This window comes from Martinezella sp. CNPSo 3957 (assembly GCF_057784395.1).
This window is the reverse complement of the sequence record NZ_JBXSOU010000009.1, coordinates 173,059-191,681: the sequence shown is the minus strand read 5'-3', so window position 1 is coordinate 191,681 and position 18,623 is coordinate 173,059. Positions and strand designations below refer to the sequence as shown.

Below are 18,623 nucleotides of genomic sequence, written 5' to 3'. Positions count from 1 at the left end.
TTCGAAATAAGGGTAAATTAGCTAGAACGAAAATATGAACATAGAAAAGGCGGGACCTTACGGCCCCGCCTGGCATGTCGAGTACTGGAGTTAAGTCTCGGCACGGCCCCTATTCGGCGGCGATCGGGAGTACCTCCGCCGAATGTTCGTTGTCGTTGTGGTGATGCTGCTTGAGCGGACGGTTGCCTGTCAGCCTGCGAATCAGCACGTAGAAGACCGGCGTCATGAAGATGCCGAAGAAGGTGACACCAATCATGCCCGAGAACACCGCGATACCCATGGCAGCACGCATTTCGGAACCGGCACCGGTCGAGGTGACCAGCGGCACGACACCCATGATGAAGGCCATGGAAGTCATCAGGATCGGGCGCAGACGCAGGCGGCTGGCTTCGATCGCAGCCTGAACCGGGGTGCGACCCTCGAATTCCAGCTCGCGGGCGAATTCCACGATCAGGATCGCGTTCTTGGCTGATAGACCGACGAGCACCACCAGGCCGATCTGAGTGAAGATGTTGTTGTCTCCACCCGTGAGCCAGACGCCGGTCAGCGCCGCCAAGACGCCCATCGGCACGATCATGACAATGGCGAGCGGCAAGGTCAGGCTCTCGTATTGGGCGGCCAGCACGAGGAAGACCAGGAGCAGCGCCAGCGGGAAGACGACGACGCTGGAATTGCCGGCCAGGATCTGCTGATAGGTCAAATCAGTCCATTCGAAGTCTATACCGGGGGGCAACGTCTCATGCAGAATCTTCTCGATCGCTGCCTGTGCCTGGCCGGACGAGAAACCGGGCGCCGGGCCGCCATTGATGTCAGCCGCCAGGAAGCCGTTATAGCGGTTGGTGCGTTCCGGACCGGTCGTAGCATCCACCTTCAGCAGGGCTGAAAGCGGGATCATCTGACCCGATGCCGAACGAACCTTCAACTGGCCGATATCTTCCGGCTGAGCACGGAACTTGGCATCGGCCTGCACGCGGACGCTGTAGGTGCGGCCGAAGGCGTTGAAGTCGTTCACATAGAGCGAACCGAGATAGATCTGCAGCGTCTGGAAGACGTCGGTGACGGAAACCCCGAGCTGCTCGGCCTTGGCGCGGTCGAGATCGGCAAAGAGCTGCGGCACGTTGATCTGGAAGCTCGAGAAGATCCCGGTGAGTTCCGGTGTCTGGTAGGCCTTGCCGATCACCGCCTTGGCCGCCTGGTCGAGCGCATGGTTGCCGAGGCCGGCGCGATCTTCGATCTGCAGCTTGAAGCCGCCTGTCGTACCGAGACCGTTGACCGGCGGCGGCGGGAACATGGCGATGAAGGCATCCTGGATGGCGCCGAACTTCTGGTTCAGTGCCATGGCGATCGCCCCGCCCGAAAGGTCCGGCGTCTTGCGCTCGTCGAAGTCCTTCAGCGTCACGAAAACGATGCCGGCATTCGAGGAATTTGTGAAGCCGTTGATCGACAGGCCCGGGAAGGCGATCGCATTGGCGACGCCCGGCTGCTTCAGCGCAATGTCCGTCATGCGCTTAATCACGTCTTCTGTACGGTCGAGGCTTGCGGCATCCGGCAACTGTGCGAAGCCGATCAGATACTGCTTGTCCTGCGACGGCACGAAACCGCCTGGAACCGTGGTGAACAGACTATAGGTTGCTCCCACCAGCGCGAGATAGACCACCATGACGATGCTCTTGCGCGACAGCAGGCCGCCGACGCCCTTGCCGTAGTATTTCGAACCGGCTCCGAACGCCCGGTTGAAGCCGCGGAAGAACCAGCCGAAGATCGCGTCCATGACCCGCGTCAACCCATCCTTCGGCGCATGATGACCCTTCAGGAGCAGGGATGCCAGTGCCGGAGACAGGGTGAGCGAGTTGAAGGCCGAGATGACCGTCGAGATGGCGATCGTCAGCGCGAACTGGCGATAGAACTGGCCGGACAGGCCGGAGATGAAGGCGAGAGGCACAAAGACCGCGACGAGAACCAGCGCGATCGCGATGATCGGACCGGAGACTTCCTTCATGGCCTTGTAGGTGGCGTCTCGCGGACTGAGTCCGTTCTCGATATTGCGTTCGACGTTCTCGACCACCACGATCGCGTCGTCCACGACGATACCGATCGCCAGCACCAGGCCGAACAGACTAAGCGCGTTGATCGAGAAGCCGAAGACATACATCACCGCAAAGGTGCCGATGATCGACACCGGAACGGCGATCAGCGGGATGATCGAGGCACGCCATGTCTGCAGGAACAGGATGACGACGAGGACGACGAGCGCGATGGCTTCGAGCAGCGTGTCGATCACCTTCTCGATCGAGGCGCGGACGAATTTCGTCGTGTCGTAGACGATCTCGTACTTAACGCCCGCAGGCATGGCCTGCTGCAGCACGTCCATGGTCGAGCGCACATTGTTCGCGATCTCGATCGCGTTCGAACCGGGCGCCTGGAGAACGGCGACGGCGACGGCCGGCTTGCCGTCGAGCAGCGAACGCAGCGTATAGTCTTCCGCGCCGAGCTCCACGCGGGCGACGTCGCGAAGGCGGGTGATTTCGCCATTGGCGCCCGCCTTGACGATGATGTTGCCGAACTCATCAGGCGTGCGCAGGCGACCCTGGGCGTTGACGTTGAGCTGCAGATCCACGCCCGGCCGGCTGGGTGAGGCACCGATGATGCCGGCCGCAGCCTGGACGTTCTGGGAGCTGATCGCATTGCTGATGTCGCTGGCCGCAAGATTATGCTCGGCCGCCTTCTGCGGATCGATCCATACGCGCATGGAATAGTCGCCGGCGCCGAAGACCTGCACCTGCCCGACGCCTTCGATCCGGGCAAGTCGATCCTTGATGTTCAGGGTCGCATAGTTTCGCAGATAGGTGATGTCGTGGTCGGCTCCGTCCGAGACGAGGTTGACGACCACGATGAAGTTGGGCGAGCTTTTGATGGTCGTGATGCCGAGAGCACGGACTTCCGCGGGCAGGCGCGGCTCGGCCTGCGAAACGCGGTTCTGTACGAGCTGCTGCGCCTTGTCCGGATCGGTGCCGAGCTTGAAAGTGACCGTCACGTTGAGAGCGCCGTCCGATGTCGCCTGGCTGGACATGTAGAGCATGCCCTCAACGCCGTTGATCTGCTCTTCGAGCGGCGTCGCCACCGTTTCGGCGATGACGGTCGGGTTGGCGCCGGGATAGGTGGCGTGCACGACAATCGAGGGAGGCACGACCTCTGGATATTCGGAGATCGGCAGCGCTCTGAGGCCGATCAGGCCGGCGACCACGATGAGGACCGAAAGAACACCGGCAAAGACCGGACGGTCGACAAAGAATCTGGAGATGTTCATATCAAAGCCCCCTCTGGGGTGAGAACGGATGCAAAATTCCTGTCCGACGATTTGAGAGCCGCCGGCGGATCATGTGATTTCGGAATGTCGGCCTTCTGCCCACGGGCAGAAGGCGAAGTTTTACTGCGCGGTCGCAACCTTCTCGGCCAACTGCGGCGCGACGACTGCACCTGGACGGATGCGCTGCAACCCGTTGACGACGATCTTTTCGCCGGCTTTCAGGCCGTTCTCGATCACCCGCTGGCCGTCGACCAGCGATCCGAGCTGGACCTGCCGGTAATTGACCTTGTTCTCGCCATCCACGACGAAGACGAACTTCTTGTCCTGGTCGGTGCCGACTGCACGATCGTCGATGACGATCTTATTCTCGGCCTTCGGCTGACCCATACGGACCCGCACGAACTGACCGGGGATAAGACGGCCGCCTGGATTATCAAAGACGGCGCGAACGCTGACGGTGCCGCTCGCCGCATCGACCTCGTTGTCGATCAACTGCAATTTGCCCTTGATCGGCGTGCCATTGTCGCTTGCCGTACCGATCTGAACCGGGATCTGCTCGACCGGCGGAAAAGCGCCTCCGGTTGCCGGCAGTTCGGCCAGAGCCTGGGTGACGGTCTGCTCGTTGGCACTGAAGCTCGCATAGATCGGATCGACCGAAACCAGCGTCGTCAATGCCGGCGACGTCGAGCCGGCCGCCACAAGATTGCCGACAGTAACGGCGATCTTGCCGACGCGGCCGGCGATCGGGGCACGAACCTGCGTATAGTCGAGGTTCAGCTGCGCGGTCTGAAGGGCCGCTTGCGCTGCCTTCAGATTGGCTTCTGCCTCGGCAGAGTTGCTTGTGCGGGTATCCATGTCGCTCTGCGAAATCGTCTTGTTGTCGAAGAGCTTCCGGCCGCGATCGATTTCGACTTTGGCGAGATCGAGCTTGGCTTTTGCCGCCCCCACCTGCGCCTGAGCTTGGGCAACCACCGCCTCATAGGGCGCCGGATCGATCGTCACAAGCAGATCGCCTTGCTTGACCAGCGCGCCTTCGCGGAAATGCACTGATTGAATCGCCCCGGCGACACGCGGACGGATCTCGACACGGTCGATAGCCTCCAGACGGCCGGAAAATTCCTGCCAGGATGTGACGTCACGCGGCTCGACAGCTGCGACCGTAACAGGGATAGCCGGCTTCGCAGCCTGGCTTGCCGCCTCGGTCGCCTGGGCGCCGCGCGGCAGATCCAGATAGAAGGCCGCGCCTGCAACAGCCGCAGCAACACCCATGCCGGCGCCCCACAGGGCCCAGCGCTTATCGTTGGACTTCATGTCAGTCTCTCCTTTGGCCCCGTCTTGGGATACGGGACCGCAAATTCCTATCGTCTCAACAAAATCAGGGGCCGAAGCACCGCGCATCCGCGTGACCATCGCTCCGGTCTCATGCCTTCGACATCAGTCCAATCCGCGCTCATCCCTCGCAAACGGGATACTCTAGTCGATCAAGCCTGCACGTCTTCGACAAAACCCTTGAAACAACAACAGATATCCTGCTGCCATGAAGGCCTGTCCTTCGACTGCCCGCCATAGAGGGTGGGCCAGCCTGTCCCGGCGGGAAGGACTTGCTGGCGAACACGGACGCCAGCCGCTTTCAGCCGACTGCCGTATTCCATGCTCTCGTCGCGGAGCGGGTCGTCCTCGGCCGTGAGCACCAATGCCGGCGCGAGGCCCGAAAGCCGCGAACAGTATCGAGGCGCTGCATAGGGGTGACAGACACCGCCCAGGAAACCCAGGTAACGGTTCCAACCCTCCGTCCAGCGCTCGCGCATGCCGCTTTCCTCCGCCTGGAGGAAAGATTTCGACCCCATGAAGGGATCAAGCAAAGGCGATATCAAAACCTGTCCGTCCAACGAACCGGGTATCTGATCGCGCGCCTTTAAAGCGACGCCCGCTGCGACATTGCCACCCGATTCCTCTCCGGCGACAAACAGCAGCGATTTTTTCGCCCCGCCCAGCGCAAGCATGTTCCGCTTGTTGCTGAGATAGGCGAGAAGTCCGTAAGCGCATTCCAGCACCTTCGGAAAAGCATTCTGATTGCAGCTCGTATAATCCGCTGCAACCACGATGGCGCCGGCCTCAGCGAGGCTTGCCGCCACCGGTCTGTTGGTCGCGTGGTCGGTATCGAGAAAGGCACCCCCATGCAGGTAAAGCACCAGCGGCGCAGCCTTCTTCAAACCATCACCGTTGTAGATCCGAGCTGCCACCGGCCCCGTAGGCACGTTTTCCAGCACAACATCTTTCCACGGCGCACTCATCGACCCAAATCCCTGTCTGCTCGAGCGAATATGTCCCAATCCAAAAAGCGGTTTACTACGCTTCGTGACCATATTCTCGAAATGCGGTCTTTGGCGCCCCCATGCCGCATTGCAACAACTTACGAAACAACATATTGTTATTCCGCTCTGAGAATAAGTAGCCTACATTCGATCAGACTATTCAGAATAACAAACAATCGGCCTCTTCATTTTCGGCCGAGGGGCATCATGGAATGGACCAGTTGTCAGCAATGCGGGCATTCGCGCGTGTGGTGGAGACGGGTAACTTTACCCGCGCCGCGGCAGCCCTTTCCATGCCGAAGGCGACGGTGACGACGCTCATCCAGTCGCTTGAGGCGCATCTGCACGCCAAGCTTCTCAATCGTACCACACGGCGCGTCATGGTGACGACCGATGGCGCTCTCTATTACGAGCGCGCCATTCAGATCCTCTCCGAGATAGAAGAGCTGGACGGCAGCATCAGCAATTCACAGAGCCTGCCAAGCGGCCGCCTGCGCGTGGAAATGGCCGGCGCCTTTGCCGAAAAAATAGTCATGCCGGCGCTTTGCGATTTCCACCAGCGCTATCCCGATATCCATATCGATCTCGGTGTCGGCGACCGGCTCGTCGACTATCTCGCCGAAAATGTCGATTGCGCGCTGCGCGCCGGCATGCCGAGCGACCAGTCGCTGATCGCCCGCCGCGTCGGCGAGATCCACCTCATCACCTGCGCGGCTCCGCTTTACATCGAGAAGCACGGCTTCCCGGAACGGCCGGAGGATCTGGAAACCAGCCATTATGCGGTCAGCTATTTTCGCGCGCAAACCGGTCGCACGATTCCGTTCCTGTTCGAACACGGCAACGAGGCGTTGGAAATCAGCCCGCGCTATATCCTTTCGGTGAATGACAGCCGCAGCTATCTCCAGGCGGCGTTGATGGGCCTCGGCATTGCGCAAGTTCCGAGCTTCATGGCTCGGGATGCGCTTGCAAGCGGCGAGCTTGTTCCCATTCTTTCCGGCTGGACCCGGCCATCGCTGCCCCTTCATATCGTCTATCCGCCCAACCGACACCTCAGCAACAAGGTGCGTGTCTTCGTGGACTGGATGGCGAAACTGCTGGTGACCTCGCGAGTAGGCGAGGCTTAAGCATGCGGGCCACCTTCTTCCCCATACTGGGAGAAGAAGGTGGCGCTCACTGCAGATGATCAGTTCCAGGACGCACCGGCCTGCTGACGAACCGTCGAGTTCAGCCGGTTCCAGACATTGTCGATCGCAATGGCAACGATGAGGGCAGAGAGTGCCTTTTCGTCGTAGTGTCTTTCGGCCTCGTTCCAGATTTCGTCTGTGACGGCATCCGGCCGGTCAGCGAGCCGGGTAACGGCTTCCCCGAGTGCCAGAGCGGCGCGTTCGGCATCGGAAAAATAGGGCATCTCCCGCCAGGCGGAGACGCCGACGATGCGCTCCATCGTCTCACCTGCCTTCTGCAGCTTGCGAAAGCCCATATCGGTGCAAACGCTGCAGCCATTGATCTGGCTGACCCGCAGATGGACGAGGTCCATGGTATTTTCCGACAGGCCGCGATCTTTAATCGAATTGCTGACGGCCAAGAGCGCCTGCAGCGTTTCGGGCAGAACGAGGACTGGGTTCTTCATACGAGCTTGCATGTTTCTTTCCTCTGGTTGTGAGAGCCCTGTTGCGGCTCATTTCCCGACGATGCACTTTCCTGCCGATCCGATGTCACACCGGCCGGATTTCGTTCGTCATGGGTTTGACGGATCAGGATGAGGAGATGTGACCGATGGACGAAAAAAAGTGGCAGGCAGAGAAATTCGAGGCGAACCGGCCGCATCTGCGCGCCGTCGCCTACCGCATGCTCGGCTCGCGCGCTGAGGCCGAAGATGCGGTGCAGGAAACGTGGCTGCGTCTTGTCCGGAGCGACACATCGGAGATTGAGAATCTCAGCGGCTGGCTGACGACTGTCACGGCGCGCATCTGTCTTGATCTGCTGCGATCACGCAAATCCCGCCGTGAGGAGCCGCTGACCGTCCATGTTCCAGAGCCGATCGTGGTGCATGAAGTTGGTAACGGCACCGACCCTGAGCAGGATGCCTTGCTCGCGGACTCCGTCGGCCTCGCTCTTCTGGTCGTGTTGGAAAAGCTGAACCCGGCCGAGCGGCTTGCCTTCGTCCTGCACGATATGTTCGACGTCCCTTTCGATGACATTGCCCCGATTCTGGGACGCACGACGGTCGCGACACGCCAGCTTGCGAGCCGCGCCCGCCGCCGCGTGCAGGACACGCCATCAACGACGGAGGCCGATCTCACCCATCAGCGCCATGTCGTCGACGCCTTCTTCACAGCCTCGCGTGACGGCGACCTGCAGGCGCTGCTCGCTGTCCTCGATCCCGAAGCCGTCTTCCGTCCGGATGCGGTTGCCGCACGCATGGGGGCCGCTGGCGAAATCCGCGGGCGCATGGATGTCGCCAAGACCTTCCAGGGCCGTGCGCGGGGAGCCCGGTTGGCAGTCATCAACGGCGCGGTCGGTGCCATCGTCGTCATCGGCGGACAGCTACGCATCGCGCTTCGTTGCACCCTCAATGCAGATGGCATGATTACCGTCATCGACGCGATGGCCGATCCGGAAGAACTGCGCAAGCTGGAGATCGTTTTGATTGAAACCTGAAATTAGCGCATCTGTGTCGGGCTCGTGCCTGTCAGCCGGCGGAACATGGCAATGAAGGCCGACGCGTTGCTGTAACCCAGCTGCGTTGCAATCCGGTGCACGGGCTCTCCGGCCTCGATCATCGACAGTGCAGCAACGAGTTTCAGTCTCTGCCGCCACTCGTTGAAGGAAAGACCGAGATCATCCTGGCACCGGCGCGACAGCGTGCGCTCGGTCGTCCCCATCCGGCGCGCCCATTCCGCAAGGGAATGCCGGTCGCCGGGATCGGCTTGCAAGGCGCTCAGTAGCGGGCCGAGCAGCGGATCGTCGGAAAGCGGCAAGTAGCTCTCGCACCGCGGCGCCAGTCGAATCTGATCGACCAGAACCTGTGCAAGCCGCAAATCTTCGGCTGTTTCAGGTATGGTGACATCACGCGCAGCAAAATCCGCCAGAATTGCCTTCAGCAGCGGACTGATGCTGAGCGTCGACGGCTTGTCAGGCAGGTTCGCGCAAAGAGCGCGTTCGACATAGACCGTCGCATAGCGCAGATCGTGCTGGATCGCGGCGCCGTGCATCGTCTGCGGCGGCAGCCAGATGGCATAATGTGGCGGCGAGAGATAGCGCATGCCTTCGATATCGAACTCGCAGATGCCGGTAATCGCATAATTAAGCTCGCCCCATGGCTGGCTCTTTTTGGGGAAAACCGTACCCGCTCTGTAATTCTCGGTTCGGAAGGAAACCGGGTTGGGCGGATCACCCTCGATGCGTGGAGGCCTGCTGGACATGTCTTCATTTCGCTACTGATTGTCTTATTCTCGCTATATACCAGAATTCGGACAGGCAGTACAAAGTCTTTGGGATGGCGAACTCAATGCGCCCTCCTCCGTTTCGCCCCAAGCCACAAGACGACGAGAGACCATTCACATGAGCACCGAGCAGAATGCTTCCGCATCCATCGTCAGCGCGGCGGGCCTTGCGCCCTTGCTGACGGTGCTGATCTGGTCCGGCAACACCGTCGTCACCAAGGCATCCGCGGGCGTGATTTCGCCAGGCTCGATTTCCTTCTATCGCTGGCTGCTGGCCTTTCTCGTGCTCCTGCCCTTTGTCGGCCGCGCGGCATGGCGCAATCGTTCCCTGCTACGGCAGCACTGGCTGAAACTCGCTATTCTCGGCGCCCTCGGCATGGTGATCTATCAGAGTCTCGCATACGAGGCGGCCAAGACGACATCTGCCGTCAATATGGGTGTAACGATCGCTCTAATGCCGCTTCTCTCGACGGTGCTAGCCGGCCTGCTAGCGGGCGAAAAGCTCACCGTGGCGAGCCTGGCAGGCGGCGCCATCTCGCTGATCGGGCTCGTCTATTTGACGTCGCAGGGTGATCCGATGCGCCTTGTGAATGGCGGCTTCCACATTGGCGACGGCCTGATGATCATCGCCGTTCTCTCAAATGCGCTCTATGGGGTCATGCTGAGACGCTGGGCGATGCCGCTTCCCATGTGGCAGCAGCTTTTCTGGCAGATCGGCTTTTCAACCCTGTTGCTGATCCCGATTTTCCTGATGGGCGATATCTCACCGATCACATCGGCCAATCTACCGCTGATCCTTTATGCTGCGATCCCGACCTCTCTCCTCGCACCGCTCTGCTGGATGATCGGCATCCAGAGGCTCGGCGCGAGCCGCACCTCGCTGCTGATCAATCTCCTGCCAATCGTCGTTGCAGCGCTGGCCTGGGCGCTACTTGGAGAACAGCTGCATTCCTATCATGCGATCGGCGGTGCGCTTGCCCTCATCGGCGTTGGGCTCGGCTTACACAAGCCTCGGGAGAAGAATGATCCGGCCGCTGATGAAAGCTGGGAAACCGAAGAAGCCTGACCGCGGCTCCGGGGCCCTTTCCTTTCGCCCACCCTTCGTTCTACCATGAACGAGTCCCGAGAGCGGAGAGGAAACAAGCGTGCGCATAGCCCTGGAACCGGTGTCCTCCAGAACGACGATCCAGGAGAGCGTCTATCAGCAGCTGCGGAACGCGCTCATGGTAGGCAATTTCGATCCTGGCCAGACCCTGACCATCGCCTCGCTCGCTGAAACCTTCGGAACCAGCAATATGCCAGTGCGCGAGGCTCTGCGCCGTCTGGCGGCTGAAAATGCTTTAGAGGTCGCAGCCAACGGCTCTGCCCGCATCCCGATCGTTACTCTTGCCCGGCTGAACGATCTTTGCCGCGCCCGCATCGCCGTCGAAGGTCTGGCCGCAGAGCTCGGTTTTCCCAACCTCACTGTCAGCGACATAGCGACGCTCGATCGCATCGCCGGGGAGCAGTATGTGATCGGCCGCGGCGCTAATGTCTATGATCTCATGGCCAAGAACCAGCAGTTCCACTTCACCATCTATCGCGCCTCGGGCTCCGAGGTGCTGCTGCAATTGATCGAGACCCTGTGGCTGCGCTTCGGCCCCTATATGCGCATGCTCTCCGCCTCGGCAGAACCTTTGATGCGCAGCGGTGAACTCGATCCCGCCGGTGAGCATGTTGCCATCGTCAATGCTTTGAAGGCGGGGGACTTCGCCGCCGCCCGCGACGGAATCGTCGCCGATATCAGCCGCACCCACGAAATCCTGCAGGATTATTGTCCGGTCACACAGGACGAGCCCCGCAAGGGCTCAAGCTCCAGCCGCCGTTAGCCCCCAAGAAAGAGACCAAGGAATTTGATTGAACCTTAAAGTATTTTGTGATCAAATGATCAAAATAAGATTTCAATCCCAATATTCAGAGCGAGATCCCATGAGCTCCGCCGCTTCCGTATCGCAATTCGCCGGCCACAACAGCTTCCCGGTTGACGAGATCCGCGCCATGTTCCCGGCCATCCGGAAGGCTGGCGATTTCGTCTTTCTCGATAATGCGGGCGGCGCGCAGGTGCCGCAGGCGGTCGTCGATGCGGTTGCCAATCACCTCATCGATTTCAACGTCCAGCGCATGGCGAAATACCAGCACAGCCAGGGCGTCGACCGCAATCTGGAAGAAGCGCGTGAAAGCGTCGCCATGCTGGTGAACGCCTATCGCCCGGAAGAAATCTCCTTCGGTCAGAACGCCACCTCTTTCATCCGCCTTGTCAGCCTCGGCATCGCTAAGCTGCTCGGCGAGCGTAACGAAATCGTCGTCACCGATATGGATCATGACGCCAACATCGCTACCTGGATGGCGCTGGAAGCCGATGGCGCCAAGATCGTCTGGTGGCGCATGCGCGACGACGGCACGCTGCATGTGGAAGACCTGAAGCCGCTGCTGAACGACAGGACTCGCCTTGTCGCCTGCACCGTCACCGCGCATTCGATCGGCACGATCGTCGATGTGGCCGCCGTCTGCAAACTGGCGCAGGCCGCCGGTGCTGAAACCTTCCTCGATTGCGTCCATTACGGCCCGCATGGCCTGATCGACGTGCAGGCCTGGGGCTGCGACTACCTTGTCTGCTCCGGCTACAAGAACTTCTCGCCGCATATGGGCTTCCTCTGGGGCCGCTACGACGCACTGGTCAAGCTTCCCACCTTCAAGGAAGACTTCATTCCGGACGTGCCGCCCTACAAGATCGAAGTCGGCACCTTCACCTATGAGAACGTCGCCGGCATGAACGCGGCGGTCAAATATCTCGAAGGCCTTGGTCGCCGTTTCCTGCCGAGCGGTGACCATAGTCGCCGCGAGGCGCTTGCCGCCGCCATGGGCGCAATCCGCCAATACGAACTGATGCTCTCGCGCGAAATGATCGCGGTGCTAAAGCGCCATGGCGCCACCATCTACGGCATCTCCGACGAGGCGCGTCTCGAACAGCGTGTGCCCACAATCTGCTTCAACATGCCTGATATCACACCGCAGGAATTTGCCGACGAGATGGGTAAGCAGCGCATCGGTCTGCGTGATGGTCACATGTTCGCACCGCGCCTGATGAAGCGCCTTGGCTTGTCCATGGAAACGGGTGCCATCCGCGTGTCGCTGGTGCATTATAACAAGGTCGAGGAGATCGCCCGGTTTGACGCGGTCCTGACCGAGATCATGGCGCGGCGCAAGTAAGCCGTGCCCCAGAGCGGTGGCGGCGCCCGAACAACTCTGCCACCGCAATGTCCCCGTGCCGGTGCCGGATCGGTACGGAAAACTGTTCTGAGCACGGAGCAGATAGCCGTTTCGCAGTTGTATCTTTCGACCTACCCCTCGTTGAGAGACCGCCAGAATGAGGAAGACGATGAGCGATTTCCGCCGGAATTGTATCGAGCAGAAGCTGCTCGTCGGTACATTTGCGGCCATTCCGCATCCCGTCGCCATCGAAGTCACGGCAGCCTCAGGCGTCGATTTCCTCTGCATCGACTGGGAGCATTCGCAGATCAGCCGCGAGCGCATCGAGGATCTGATCCGCGCCGCTGATATCCATCGCGTTCCAGCCATGGTCCGCGTCCCCGGCCATGCGGCGGAGGATATTGCAGCCGTTCTGGATGCAGGTGCGGCAGGCGTTCTCGTGCCCCGTGTTTCGACGGCGGAGCAGGCGCGCTCAGTCGTCACGGCCACCCGCTATCCCCCGCTCGGCGCCCGCGGCGTCGGTCCGGGTCGCGCGGCCGCCTATGGCTACCGTATTCCGGACTACCTCACCAAGGCCAATGCCGAACTCGTGCTTGCCATCCAGGTCGAGACAGCCGAAGGGCTTGCCAATATCGCCGAGATGGCCGCCGTCGATGGCGTCGACCTCATCTTCATCGGGCCTGGCGATCTCTCCGTTTCGATCGACGCCATGGGTCCTGCGGGCAAGGACAGGCTCGACGCGGCGATCAGAACCATCACGCAAGCCGCTCTGTCCGCCGGTCGCGCGGTCGGTATCTTTCGACCTTCGGCAGACGATGTCGGCGCATGGTCGGAAGCCGGCATCAGCTTCTTCATACTGGCAAGCGATACGATGTTTCTGGGCGCCAGCCTGGCTGCCGGCGTCGATGCCGCAAAACAAGGCAAGCATGCGCCAGGGAACAAGGAAAGCTGATTTCTCTCAGTGTGTTACCATTTCAAAGGGCAAAGCGAAATTGAGCAGGAAGGTAGACTTTTTAAGCTTAAAATTTGTCCTTGAAATGCCGTTGTTTTTGGATAACCATTCGAAATTGAGGGGCTGCAAAAGCGAAAATTGCCGCAGCCGTTTGAACCCTCCAATGCAGAATTCCCAGGGGAAATTTCTTGTCTCTTCTACCGCAGCATAACCTGCCGAACGTGATGACGGGCCGCGATGCTCTCGAAGGCATTCGCGCCCAGATCCGCGACATGCGCACCGACAATATCGCCGTGCTTGCCAAGCGCGCCCGCGAACTCGGCGGCGTCATTCCGCTCTGGTTCGGCGAAGGGGATATCGTGACCCCCGAGTTCATCCGGGATGCTGCGAAGAAGGCGCTCGACGATGGCGCAACCTTCTACGTCCCGAATATGCGGGGTCTGGCGACGCTGAACGAGGCGTTGTCCGACTATCAGACGCACTGGCATAAGCGCCCCATCCCGATCGAGCGCACCACGGTCGCCCCCGGCGGCATGCAGGCGCTCTATATGGCGCTTGAACTGCTCGTCGATGTCGGCACCAATGTTGTCTACGTCGCCCCGCAATGGCCGAATATCCATAACGCCATCCACCTGATCGGCGGCGAGCCGCGCGCCGTGTCACTCGATTTCGATACCGACTGGCGCCTCGACCTCGACAAGCTTTTCGCCCGCTGCGATGCCCGCACCCGAGCCATCTTCCTGTCGACACCCTCCAATCCTACGGGCTGGACCGCCTCGCGCGAAGAGATGCAGGCGCTACTCGATTTCAGCCGCCGCACCGGCATCTGGATCATCTCCGACGAGGTCTATGCCCGCCTCTATTTCGATGGCGACATCGCCCCGTCGATCCTGCAGGTGGCCGAAGACGGCGATCGCGTGATCGCGATCAACAGCTTCTCCAAGGCGTGGGCGATGACTGGCTGGCGCGTCGGCTGGCTGACGCACCCATCGGCCGTCGCCGACCAGCTCGGCGCCATGACGCAATATATCAACAGCGGCACCTCGGCCATGGTTCAGGCGGGTGCCGCTGCCGCTCTGCGCGAAGGCGAGCCGCTGGTTTCAGAAATCCGCGAACGTATCAAGGCCGGCCTCGATCTGGCCTATGAGAAGCTGCCGAAGATACCGGGCATCATCCTGCCGGAAAAGCCGCGCGGCGGCATGTATGCCTTCTTCGCGCTGCAGGGCGAGCCCGATGCGACGGCACTCTGCGAGCGCATCCTGGAGACAGCCCGCGTCGGCCTGGCGCCAGGATATCACTTCGGCGAGGCATCGCGCGCCTTCCTGCGCATGTGCACCTTCCGCGAAACCGAACAGATGCGCATTGCACTCGATCGCATGGTCAACGCGATGACATGAGACGGCCGCCGGTCGGGCGGACGGAATACCCCCGCGGGTGAGAGGAAAAGCCCGCAGTCATAACCAGAGGGAGACCAAGAAAATGCCCATTACTCGTCGCAGTCTGCTGATCCTGGCGACCGCCGTCGGCCTCGCCGGCGGAAGCCATTTTGCCTATGCCGCCGATGTGCTGAACGTCGGCTCCTACCCCAACAACCCGCCCTTCGAATATAAGACCACGAATGGCGGCTTCGAAGGCTTCGAGGTCGATATCGTCAACGAAGCGGCCAAGCGCGCGGGCATGACGACCAATATCGCCGACTACGGCTTTCAGGCCCTGTTTGCGGCAACCAGTTCCAAGCGCATCGACGTGGCGATCTCGTCCATCACGATTACGCCGGAACGCCTGAAATCGCAGTCCTTCACCCAGCCCTATTACGATTCCGATATGGGCGTCGCCGCCAAGGACGGCAGCTCGATCAAAGCGCTTGCCGATCTCAAAGGCAAAACTATCGGCGTGCTTTCGGGTTCGACGGGTGAAAAATGGGCCAACGACAACAAGGCCGCTCAAGGCTTTGCCGACGTCAAGGGCTACAACTCGCAGCAGGATATGTTCCTCGATCTCGGCGCCGGCCGTATCGATGCCGTCGTCAGCGATATTCCGGGCATGCAGTATCTCTTCGTCAAGACCAAGGGCTTTGCCATCAAGGATCGCATCAAGACAGGCGAACAATACGGCCTGATGATGACCAAGGATTCGCCGCTCGTCGCCAAGATCAACGATGCGATCACCGCGATGAAGAAGGACGGCACGCTGGAAAAGATCCACGAGAAATGGTTCGGCGGCAAGGCGCCGGCAGGCTCCTCCACCGTCACCGAATTGCCTATCCCCAAGGCATGATCAAAAGATCATTATCGAAATAAAACCACGCCGGTCGCAACGACCGGCGTGGATGCAAGAAACCTCGTCTTCGTTTCGCACGCGGGAGTGCCAATGTCTTTCGTCGACACCTTCCTTAACTCCGACGTCATGATCTCGGCCTTTCCGCAGCTGCTACGCGGGCTTTGGATGACCATCGCGCTCGGCGTGGTAAGCATCCTGATCGGCGTGACCGGCGGCCTTGTCATCAGCCTGATCCGCCTCTATGCTCCCAAACCTTTGCAGCTCCTGACGATTGCCTATATCGACATCATGCGCGCCATGCCCATGCTGGTCGTGCTGATCCTGATTTATTACGCATTACCCTTCGTCGGCATCAGCTTTTCCGCGTGGTGGTCGGCGATCCTCGGCTTCTCGGTCGTGCTTGCCGCCTATTCGGCCGAAGTCTTTCGCTCAGGGATCGAAAGTGTGCCGCGCGGGCAATTCGAGGCGGCCGCAGCCCTCGGCATCCCCTTCCTGATCACCCTCTACAAGGTTGTGCTGCCGCAGGCGGTGCGTATCGTCATTCCGCCGACGACGAGCAACTGCGTGTCGATGTTCAAGGATACGTCGCTCGCTTCGACCGTCGCCCTTCCCGAATTGCTCAAGGAAGGACAGAACGCTCAAGGCTTCTACGCCAACCCCTCGCCGCTCATCATGGCCGCGTTGATCTACATCATCCTGCTCTGGCCAATGGTCCGCCTCGTCAGCGTGCTCGAAAAGAAGTTCAAGGACGAGCGGGCGAGATAGTTCCTCGTTGACGCATGTCGCCACCGCAAAACCGCTACACACTTTTGCGCGACATGCTTTACCATCAATCGAAATCGGTGCCTGAAAGATGATTGCTTACCGATGACTTCACCGCGCCGATATCCCGCCACAGCTCGCTGACGATCGCGGGCTCCACATCCGCCATCATGTCGCGCAGCCAGCCTTCGTGGGCGGCTGCCATGGCGCTGAACTGGGTCTCGCCCTTTTCCGTCAGCTTCGCGACCGTGACGCGCCGGTCGCCATCGGGTGTTACGCGCAACACAAGGCCATCCGCCTCCAGCCGTTCGACCAGTCCGGTGACATTGCCGTTGGTGACCATGGTGCGCTTCGAAAGCTCCCCGAGGCGCAAGCCCTCACGCTCGCGATAGAGCTGCGCCATCAGGTCGAATTGCGGCAGGGTCGCGCCGAACTCGTTACGCAGCCGGCGACGGATTTCCTGCGAGATCAGCTTGGTCGTCGACAGCATGCGCAGCCAGAGCCGCAGTTCGAGCTTCTTGCCTTCTTGCGCGCCCTGAACGATGATCTCCAGATCAACGCTTGCACTCTCGGACTCTGTCATAACGTCGCCTCGGCCTATCGTTCCGCACCGCTAATCCCAGCGATCTAGGGGACGATATTTGAAATGTCAAAGGTTTGAACGTCAAGTCATATGGCGTTCACTTGGCCAGCATTTTCCCCAGCATGAAACCGGAACCTGCACCCGTTCCCGCGCCAGGCCATGTCGAGGCCCCACACATGTAGAGCGATGCCACCGGCGTCTTATATCGCGAATAGCCGGCAACCGGGCGGAACAGGAAATTCTGGTCGAGATGATGGCTGCCGGAGAGATTGTCGCCGCCGATGAGATTCGGGTTCTCTCGCTCCAGGTCGACGGGCGAAAAGACCGAGCGCCCCAATATCTTGCTGCGCAAGCCGGGCGCATAACGTTCGACGATATCAAGAACGCGCTCGGCATAGATATCCTTGATCTCGTCCCAGCCCGCGCCGCTGATTTGACCGGCGGCATCACTATGGAATTCCGCCGGCAGGACACGCACCTGTATCCAAAGCACATGCTGCCCGTCCGGCGCGCGCGACGGGTCGATGGCTGTCGGCTGGCCTACCACCAGGGCAGGTTCAGCCGGCAGCAGCCCGCCCATGGCCTCGGCATAGACACGCGACATCATTTCGAGATCCGGCGCGATATGCACATAGGCAAAATTCTGGAGCGCCTTGCCCGCCGTCCAATCCGGAAGGCCCGACAGCGCCAGATGGATCATCATCGTACCCGGTCCGGCGCGGAAGCGCTTGATCTTGCCGTCAAACTCCTGGCGCGCCGGATCCTGATCCAGAAGCTTGCCGAACAGGATCTGCGGATGGACATTGGCGATGACCGCACGCTTCGCTTCGTAACGTCGTCCATCGGCCAGCACAACGCCCGTCGCTTTGCCGCCCGAGGTCGTGATCTTGTCCACGCGCGTGCCAAGCATCAGCTCGCCGCCCTTGTTTTTCAGCACGGCCGCCATAGCCTTGATGATCGTATCGGCACCGCCCTTGCCGATCACCATGCCGAATGCCTGATTGGCCATGGATTCGAGATAGGGAAACAGCGCACCGCCGGCGACATCGGGCGCGAAGTCGAGATGCAGCCCCCAGGCGGCCATCATCGTCTTGAGCTTCGCATTCTGAAAACGCCCATCGAGAAAATCGCGCGGCGAGGCAAAGAGCATGCGCGCGGTATCGTAAACCCACCCCATCCCCTTCTCGCGCCAGGCTTTCCAGACGACCTTGGCGGCGGCCATCGAAGGCATGGGCGAGCCGAGCAGGCCGAAAATATGCGGGGCATCCGCACCGAACGTAGAAAGCATAGTGCGCCAGGCGGCAGCATCCTGCGGCGAGATCTCGGCGATAGCGCCTGCTGTCTTTTCCAGATCGGTGCTGACGCCGAGATAGGTGTTGTCGCGAAAGACGCTGGCGAAACAATCCGCGGCAGGCACGAAGTCCAACCCTTCGGCCGATAGCTCGTTCTTATACTGCGCGAAGAAAGCCGAGCCGGCAAACATGGAGAGATTCATCGCGCAAAGATCGTGCCGGAAGCCGGGCAACGTCACCTCGCGGGTCTTAACGGCGCCGCCTGGCTCCGCATTTCCCTCGATGACGGCAACCTTCCAGCCCTTGGCAGACAGATGCACCGCCGCCGCCAGGCCATTGTGACCGGCCCCCACTATGATTGCATCATAGCTCATCATCTGCCCCTTTTTGATTTGTGATTATTATTATCACATGCATACATTTTGAGTTTTAAGCTT

The 18,623-nt window shown here is 60.5% G+C and carries 16 protein-coding genes; 9 read left to right on the top strand and 7 right to left on the bottom strand.

The window, feature by feature from the left end:
- Positions 1–109: 109 nt before the first annotated feature.
- The 3 genes from AC13QE_RS21330 to AC13QE_RS21320 form a co-directional block, all read right to left on the bottom strand.
- Positions 110–3,307, bottom strand: coding sequence for an efflux RND transporter permease subunit (locus tag AC13QE_RS21330; RefSeq protein WP_488485151.1), 3,198 nt, complete (start codon positions 3,305–3,307; stop codon positions 110–112).
- Positions 3,308–3,427: 120 nt separating this feature from the next.
- Positions 3,428–4,618 (bottom strand): efflux RND transporter periplasmic adaptor subunit, encoded by a 1,191-nt coding sequence (locus AC13QE_RS21325; protein WP_132717384.1) that lies wholly within the window; start codon positions 4,616–4,618, stop codon positions 3,428–3,430.
- Positions 4,619–4,788: 170 nt separating this feature from the next.
- The gene (locus AC13QE_RS21320) at positions 4,789–5,601 is read right to left on the bottom strand and encodes an alpha/beta hydrolase fold domain-containing protein (protein WP_106998673.1); all 813 of its coding nucleotides are present in this window, start codon (positions 5,599–5,601) and stop codon (positions 4,789–4,791) included.
- A gap of 233 nt (positions 5,602–5,834) precedes the next feature.
- Here AC13QE_RS21320 and AC13QE_RS21315 point away from each other — a divergent pair, with 233 nt between their 5' ends.
- The gene (locus AC13QE_RS21315; protein ID WP_488485150.1) at positions 5,835–6,746 is read left to right on the top strand and encodes a LysR family transcriptional regulator; all 912 of its coding nucleotides are present in this window, start codon (positions 5,835–5,837) and stop codon (positions 6,744–6,746) included.
- 59 nt (positions 6,747–6,805) lie between these two features.
- Here the strand turns inward: AC13QE_RS21315 and AC13QE_RS21310 are convergent, their stop codons facing one another.
- Entirely contained in the window at positions 6,806–7,264 is a 459-nt protein-coding gene (locus AC13QE_RS21310; RefSeq protein ID WP_132717386.1) for a carboxymuconolactone decarboxylase family protein, read from the bottom strand.
- A 134-nt stretch (positions 7,265–7,398) separates the two neighbouring features.
- Between AC13QE_RS21310 and AC13QE_RS21305 the strand changes: the two genes are divergently transcribed.
- Positions 7,399–8,283 (top strand): sigma-70 family RNA polymerase sigma factor, encoded by an 885-nt coding sequence (locus AC13QE_RS21305; protein ID WP_488485149.1) that lies wholly within the window; start codon positions 7,399–7,401, stop codon positions 8,281–8,283.
- A 2-nt stretch (positions 8,284–8,285) separates the two neighbouring features.
- On the opposite strand, the gene AC13QE_RS21300 is transcribed toward AC13QE_RS21305, so the two are convergent.
- On the bottom strand, positions 8,286–9,047 hold the full coding sequence (locus tag AC13QE_RS21300) for an AraC family transcriptional regulator (protein WP_488485148.1): 762 nt from the start codon (positions 9,045–9,047) through the stop codon (positions 8,286–8,288).
- A 139-nt stretch (positions 9,048–9,186) separates the two neighbouring features.
- Here AC13QE_RS21300 and AC13QE_RS21295 point away from each other — a divergent pair, with 139 nt between their 5' ends.
- From AC13QE_RS21295 to AC13QE_RS21265, 7 genes are all read left to right on the top strand, one after another.
- The gene (locus tag AC13QE_RS21295) at positions 9,187–10,134 is read left to right on the top strand and encodes a DMT family transporter (RefSeq protein WP_488485147.1); all 948 of its coding nucleotides are present in this window, start codon (positions 9,187–9,189) and stop codon (positions 10,132–10,134) included.
- Positions 10,135–10,213: 79 nt separating this feature from the next.
- Entirely contained in the window at positions 10,214–10,936 is a 723-nt protein-coding gene (locus tag AC13QE_RS21290; protein ID WP_488485146.1) for a GntR family transcriptional regulator, read from the top strand.
- Between the two features lie 100 nt (positions 10,937–11,036).
- The gene (locus AC13QE_RS21285) at positions 11,037–12,317 is read left to right on the top strand and encodes a cysteine desulfurase-like protein (protein WP_488485145.1); all 1,281 of its coding nucleotides are present in this window, start codon (positions 11,037–11,039) and stop codon (positions 12,315–12,317) included.
- Positions 12,318–12,486: 169 nt separating this feature from the next.
- On the top strand, positions 12,487–13,269 hold the full coding sequence (locus AC13QE_RS21280; RefSeq protein ID WP_488485144.1) for an HpcH/HpaI aldolase family protein: 783 nt from the start codon (positions 12,487–12,489) through the stop codon (positions 13,267–13,269).
- A 188-nt stretch (positions 13,270–13,457) separates the two neighbouring features.
- Complete coding sequence (locus AC13QE_RS21275) at positions 13,458–14,666, top strand: pyridoxal phosphate-dependent aminotransferase (protein WP_488485143.1); 1,209 nt, start codon at positions 13,458–13,460, stop codon at positions 14,664–14,666.
- 82 nt (positions 14,667–14,748) lie between these two features.
- A complete protein-coding gene (locus AC13QE_RS21270) occupies positions 14,749–15,546 on the top strand; it encodes an ABC transporter substrate-binding protein (RefSeq protein WP_488485142.1) in 798 nt (265 codons plus the stop codon).
- A gap of 93 nt (positions 15,547–15,639) precedes the next feature.
- Positions 15,640–16,314, top strand: coding sequence for an amino acid ABC transporter permease (locus AC13QE_RS21265; protein WP_488485141.1), 675 nt, complete (start codon positions 15,640–15,642; stop codon positions 16,312–16,314).
- Positions 16,315–16,378: 64 nt separating this feature from the next.
- On the opposite strand, the gene AC13QE_RS21260 is transcribed toward AC13QE_RS21265, so the two are convergent.
- Both AC13QE_RS21260 and AC13QE_RS21255 read right to left on the bottom strand, forming a co-directional pair.
- A complete protein-coding gene (locus AC13QE_RS21260; protein WP_132717395.1) occupies positions 16,379–16,894 on the bottom strand; it encodes a MarR family transcriptional regulator in 516 nt (171 codons plus the stop codon).
- A 97-nt stretch (positions 16,895–16,991) separates the two neighbouring features.
- The gene (locus AC13QE_RS21255; protein ID WP_488485140.1) at positions 16,992–18,563 is read right to left on the bottom strand and encodes a phytoene desaturase family protein; all 1,572 of its coding nucleotides are present in this window, start codon (positions 18,561–18,563) and stop codon (positions 16,992–16,994) included.
- Between the last annotated feature and the right edge of the window lie 60 nt (positions 18,564–18,623).

Bases quoted from the DNA above. Each gene is read 5' to 3' on its own strand.
- AC13QE_RS21270 (WP_488485142.1), top strand. From the start codon at position 14,749: ATGCCCATTACTCGTCGCAGTCTGCTGATCCTGGCGACCGCCGTCGGC.
- AC13QE_RS21300 (WP_488485148.1), bottom strand. From the start codon at position 9,047: ATGTCCAGCAGGCCTCCACGCATCGAGGGTGATCCGCCCAACCCGGTT.
- AC13QE_RS21315 (WP_488485150.1), top strand. From the start codon at position 5,835: ATGGACCAGTTGTCAGCAATGCGGGCATTCGCGCGTGTGGTGGAGACG.
- AC13QE_RS21325 (WP_132717384.1), bottom strand. From the start codon at position 4,618: ATGAAGTCCAACGATAAGCGCTGGGCCCTGTGGGGCGCCGGCATGGGT.
- AC13QE_RS21330 (WP_488485151.1), bottom strand. From the start codon at position 3,307: ATGAACATCTCCAGATTCTTTGTCGACCGTCCGGTCTTTGCCGGTGTT.
- AC13QE_RS21320 (WP_106998673.1), bottom strand. From the start codon at position 5,601: ATGAGTGCGCCGTGGAAAGATGTTGTGCTGGAAAACGTGCCTACGGGG.
- AC13QE_RS21280 (WP_488485144.1), top strand. From the start codon at position 12,487: ATGAGCGATTTCCGCCGGAATTGTATCGAGCAGAAGCTGCTCGTCGGT.
- AC13QE_RS21310 (WP_132717386.1), bottom strand. From the start codon at position 7,264: ATGCAAGCTCGTATGAAGAACCCAGTCCTCGTTCTGCCCGAAACGCTG.
- AC13QE_RS21260 (WP_132717395.1), bottom strand. From the start codon at position 16,894: ATGACAGAGTCCGAGAGTGCAAGCGTTGATCTGGAGATCATCGTTCAG.
- AC13QE_RS21255 (WP_488485140.1), bottom strand. From the start codon at position 18,563: ATGATGAGCTATGATGCAATCATAGTGGGGGCCGGTCACAATGGCCTG.
- AC13QE_RS21295 (WP_488485147.1), top strand. From the start codon at position 9,187: ATGAGCACCGAGCAGAATGCTTCCGCATCCATCGTCAGCGCGGCGGGC.
- AC13QE_RS21265 (WP_488485141.1), top strand. From the start codon at position 15,640: ATGTCTTTCGTCGACACCTTCCTTAACTCCGACGTCATGATCTCGGCC.
- AC13QE_RS21305 (WP_488485149.1), top strand. From the start codon at position 7,399: ATGGACGAAAAAAAGTGGCAGGCAGAGAAATTCGAGGCGAACCGGCCG.
- AC13QE_RS21285 (WP_488485145.1), top strand. From the start codon at position 11,037: ATGAGCTCCGCCGCTTCCGTATCGCAATTCGCCGGCCACAACAGCTTC.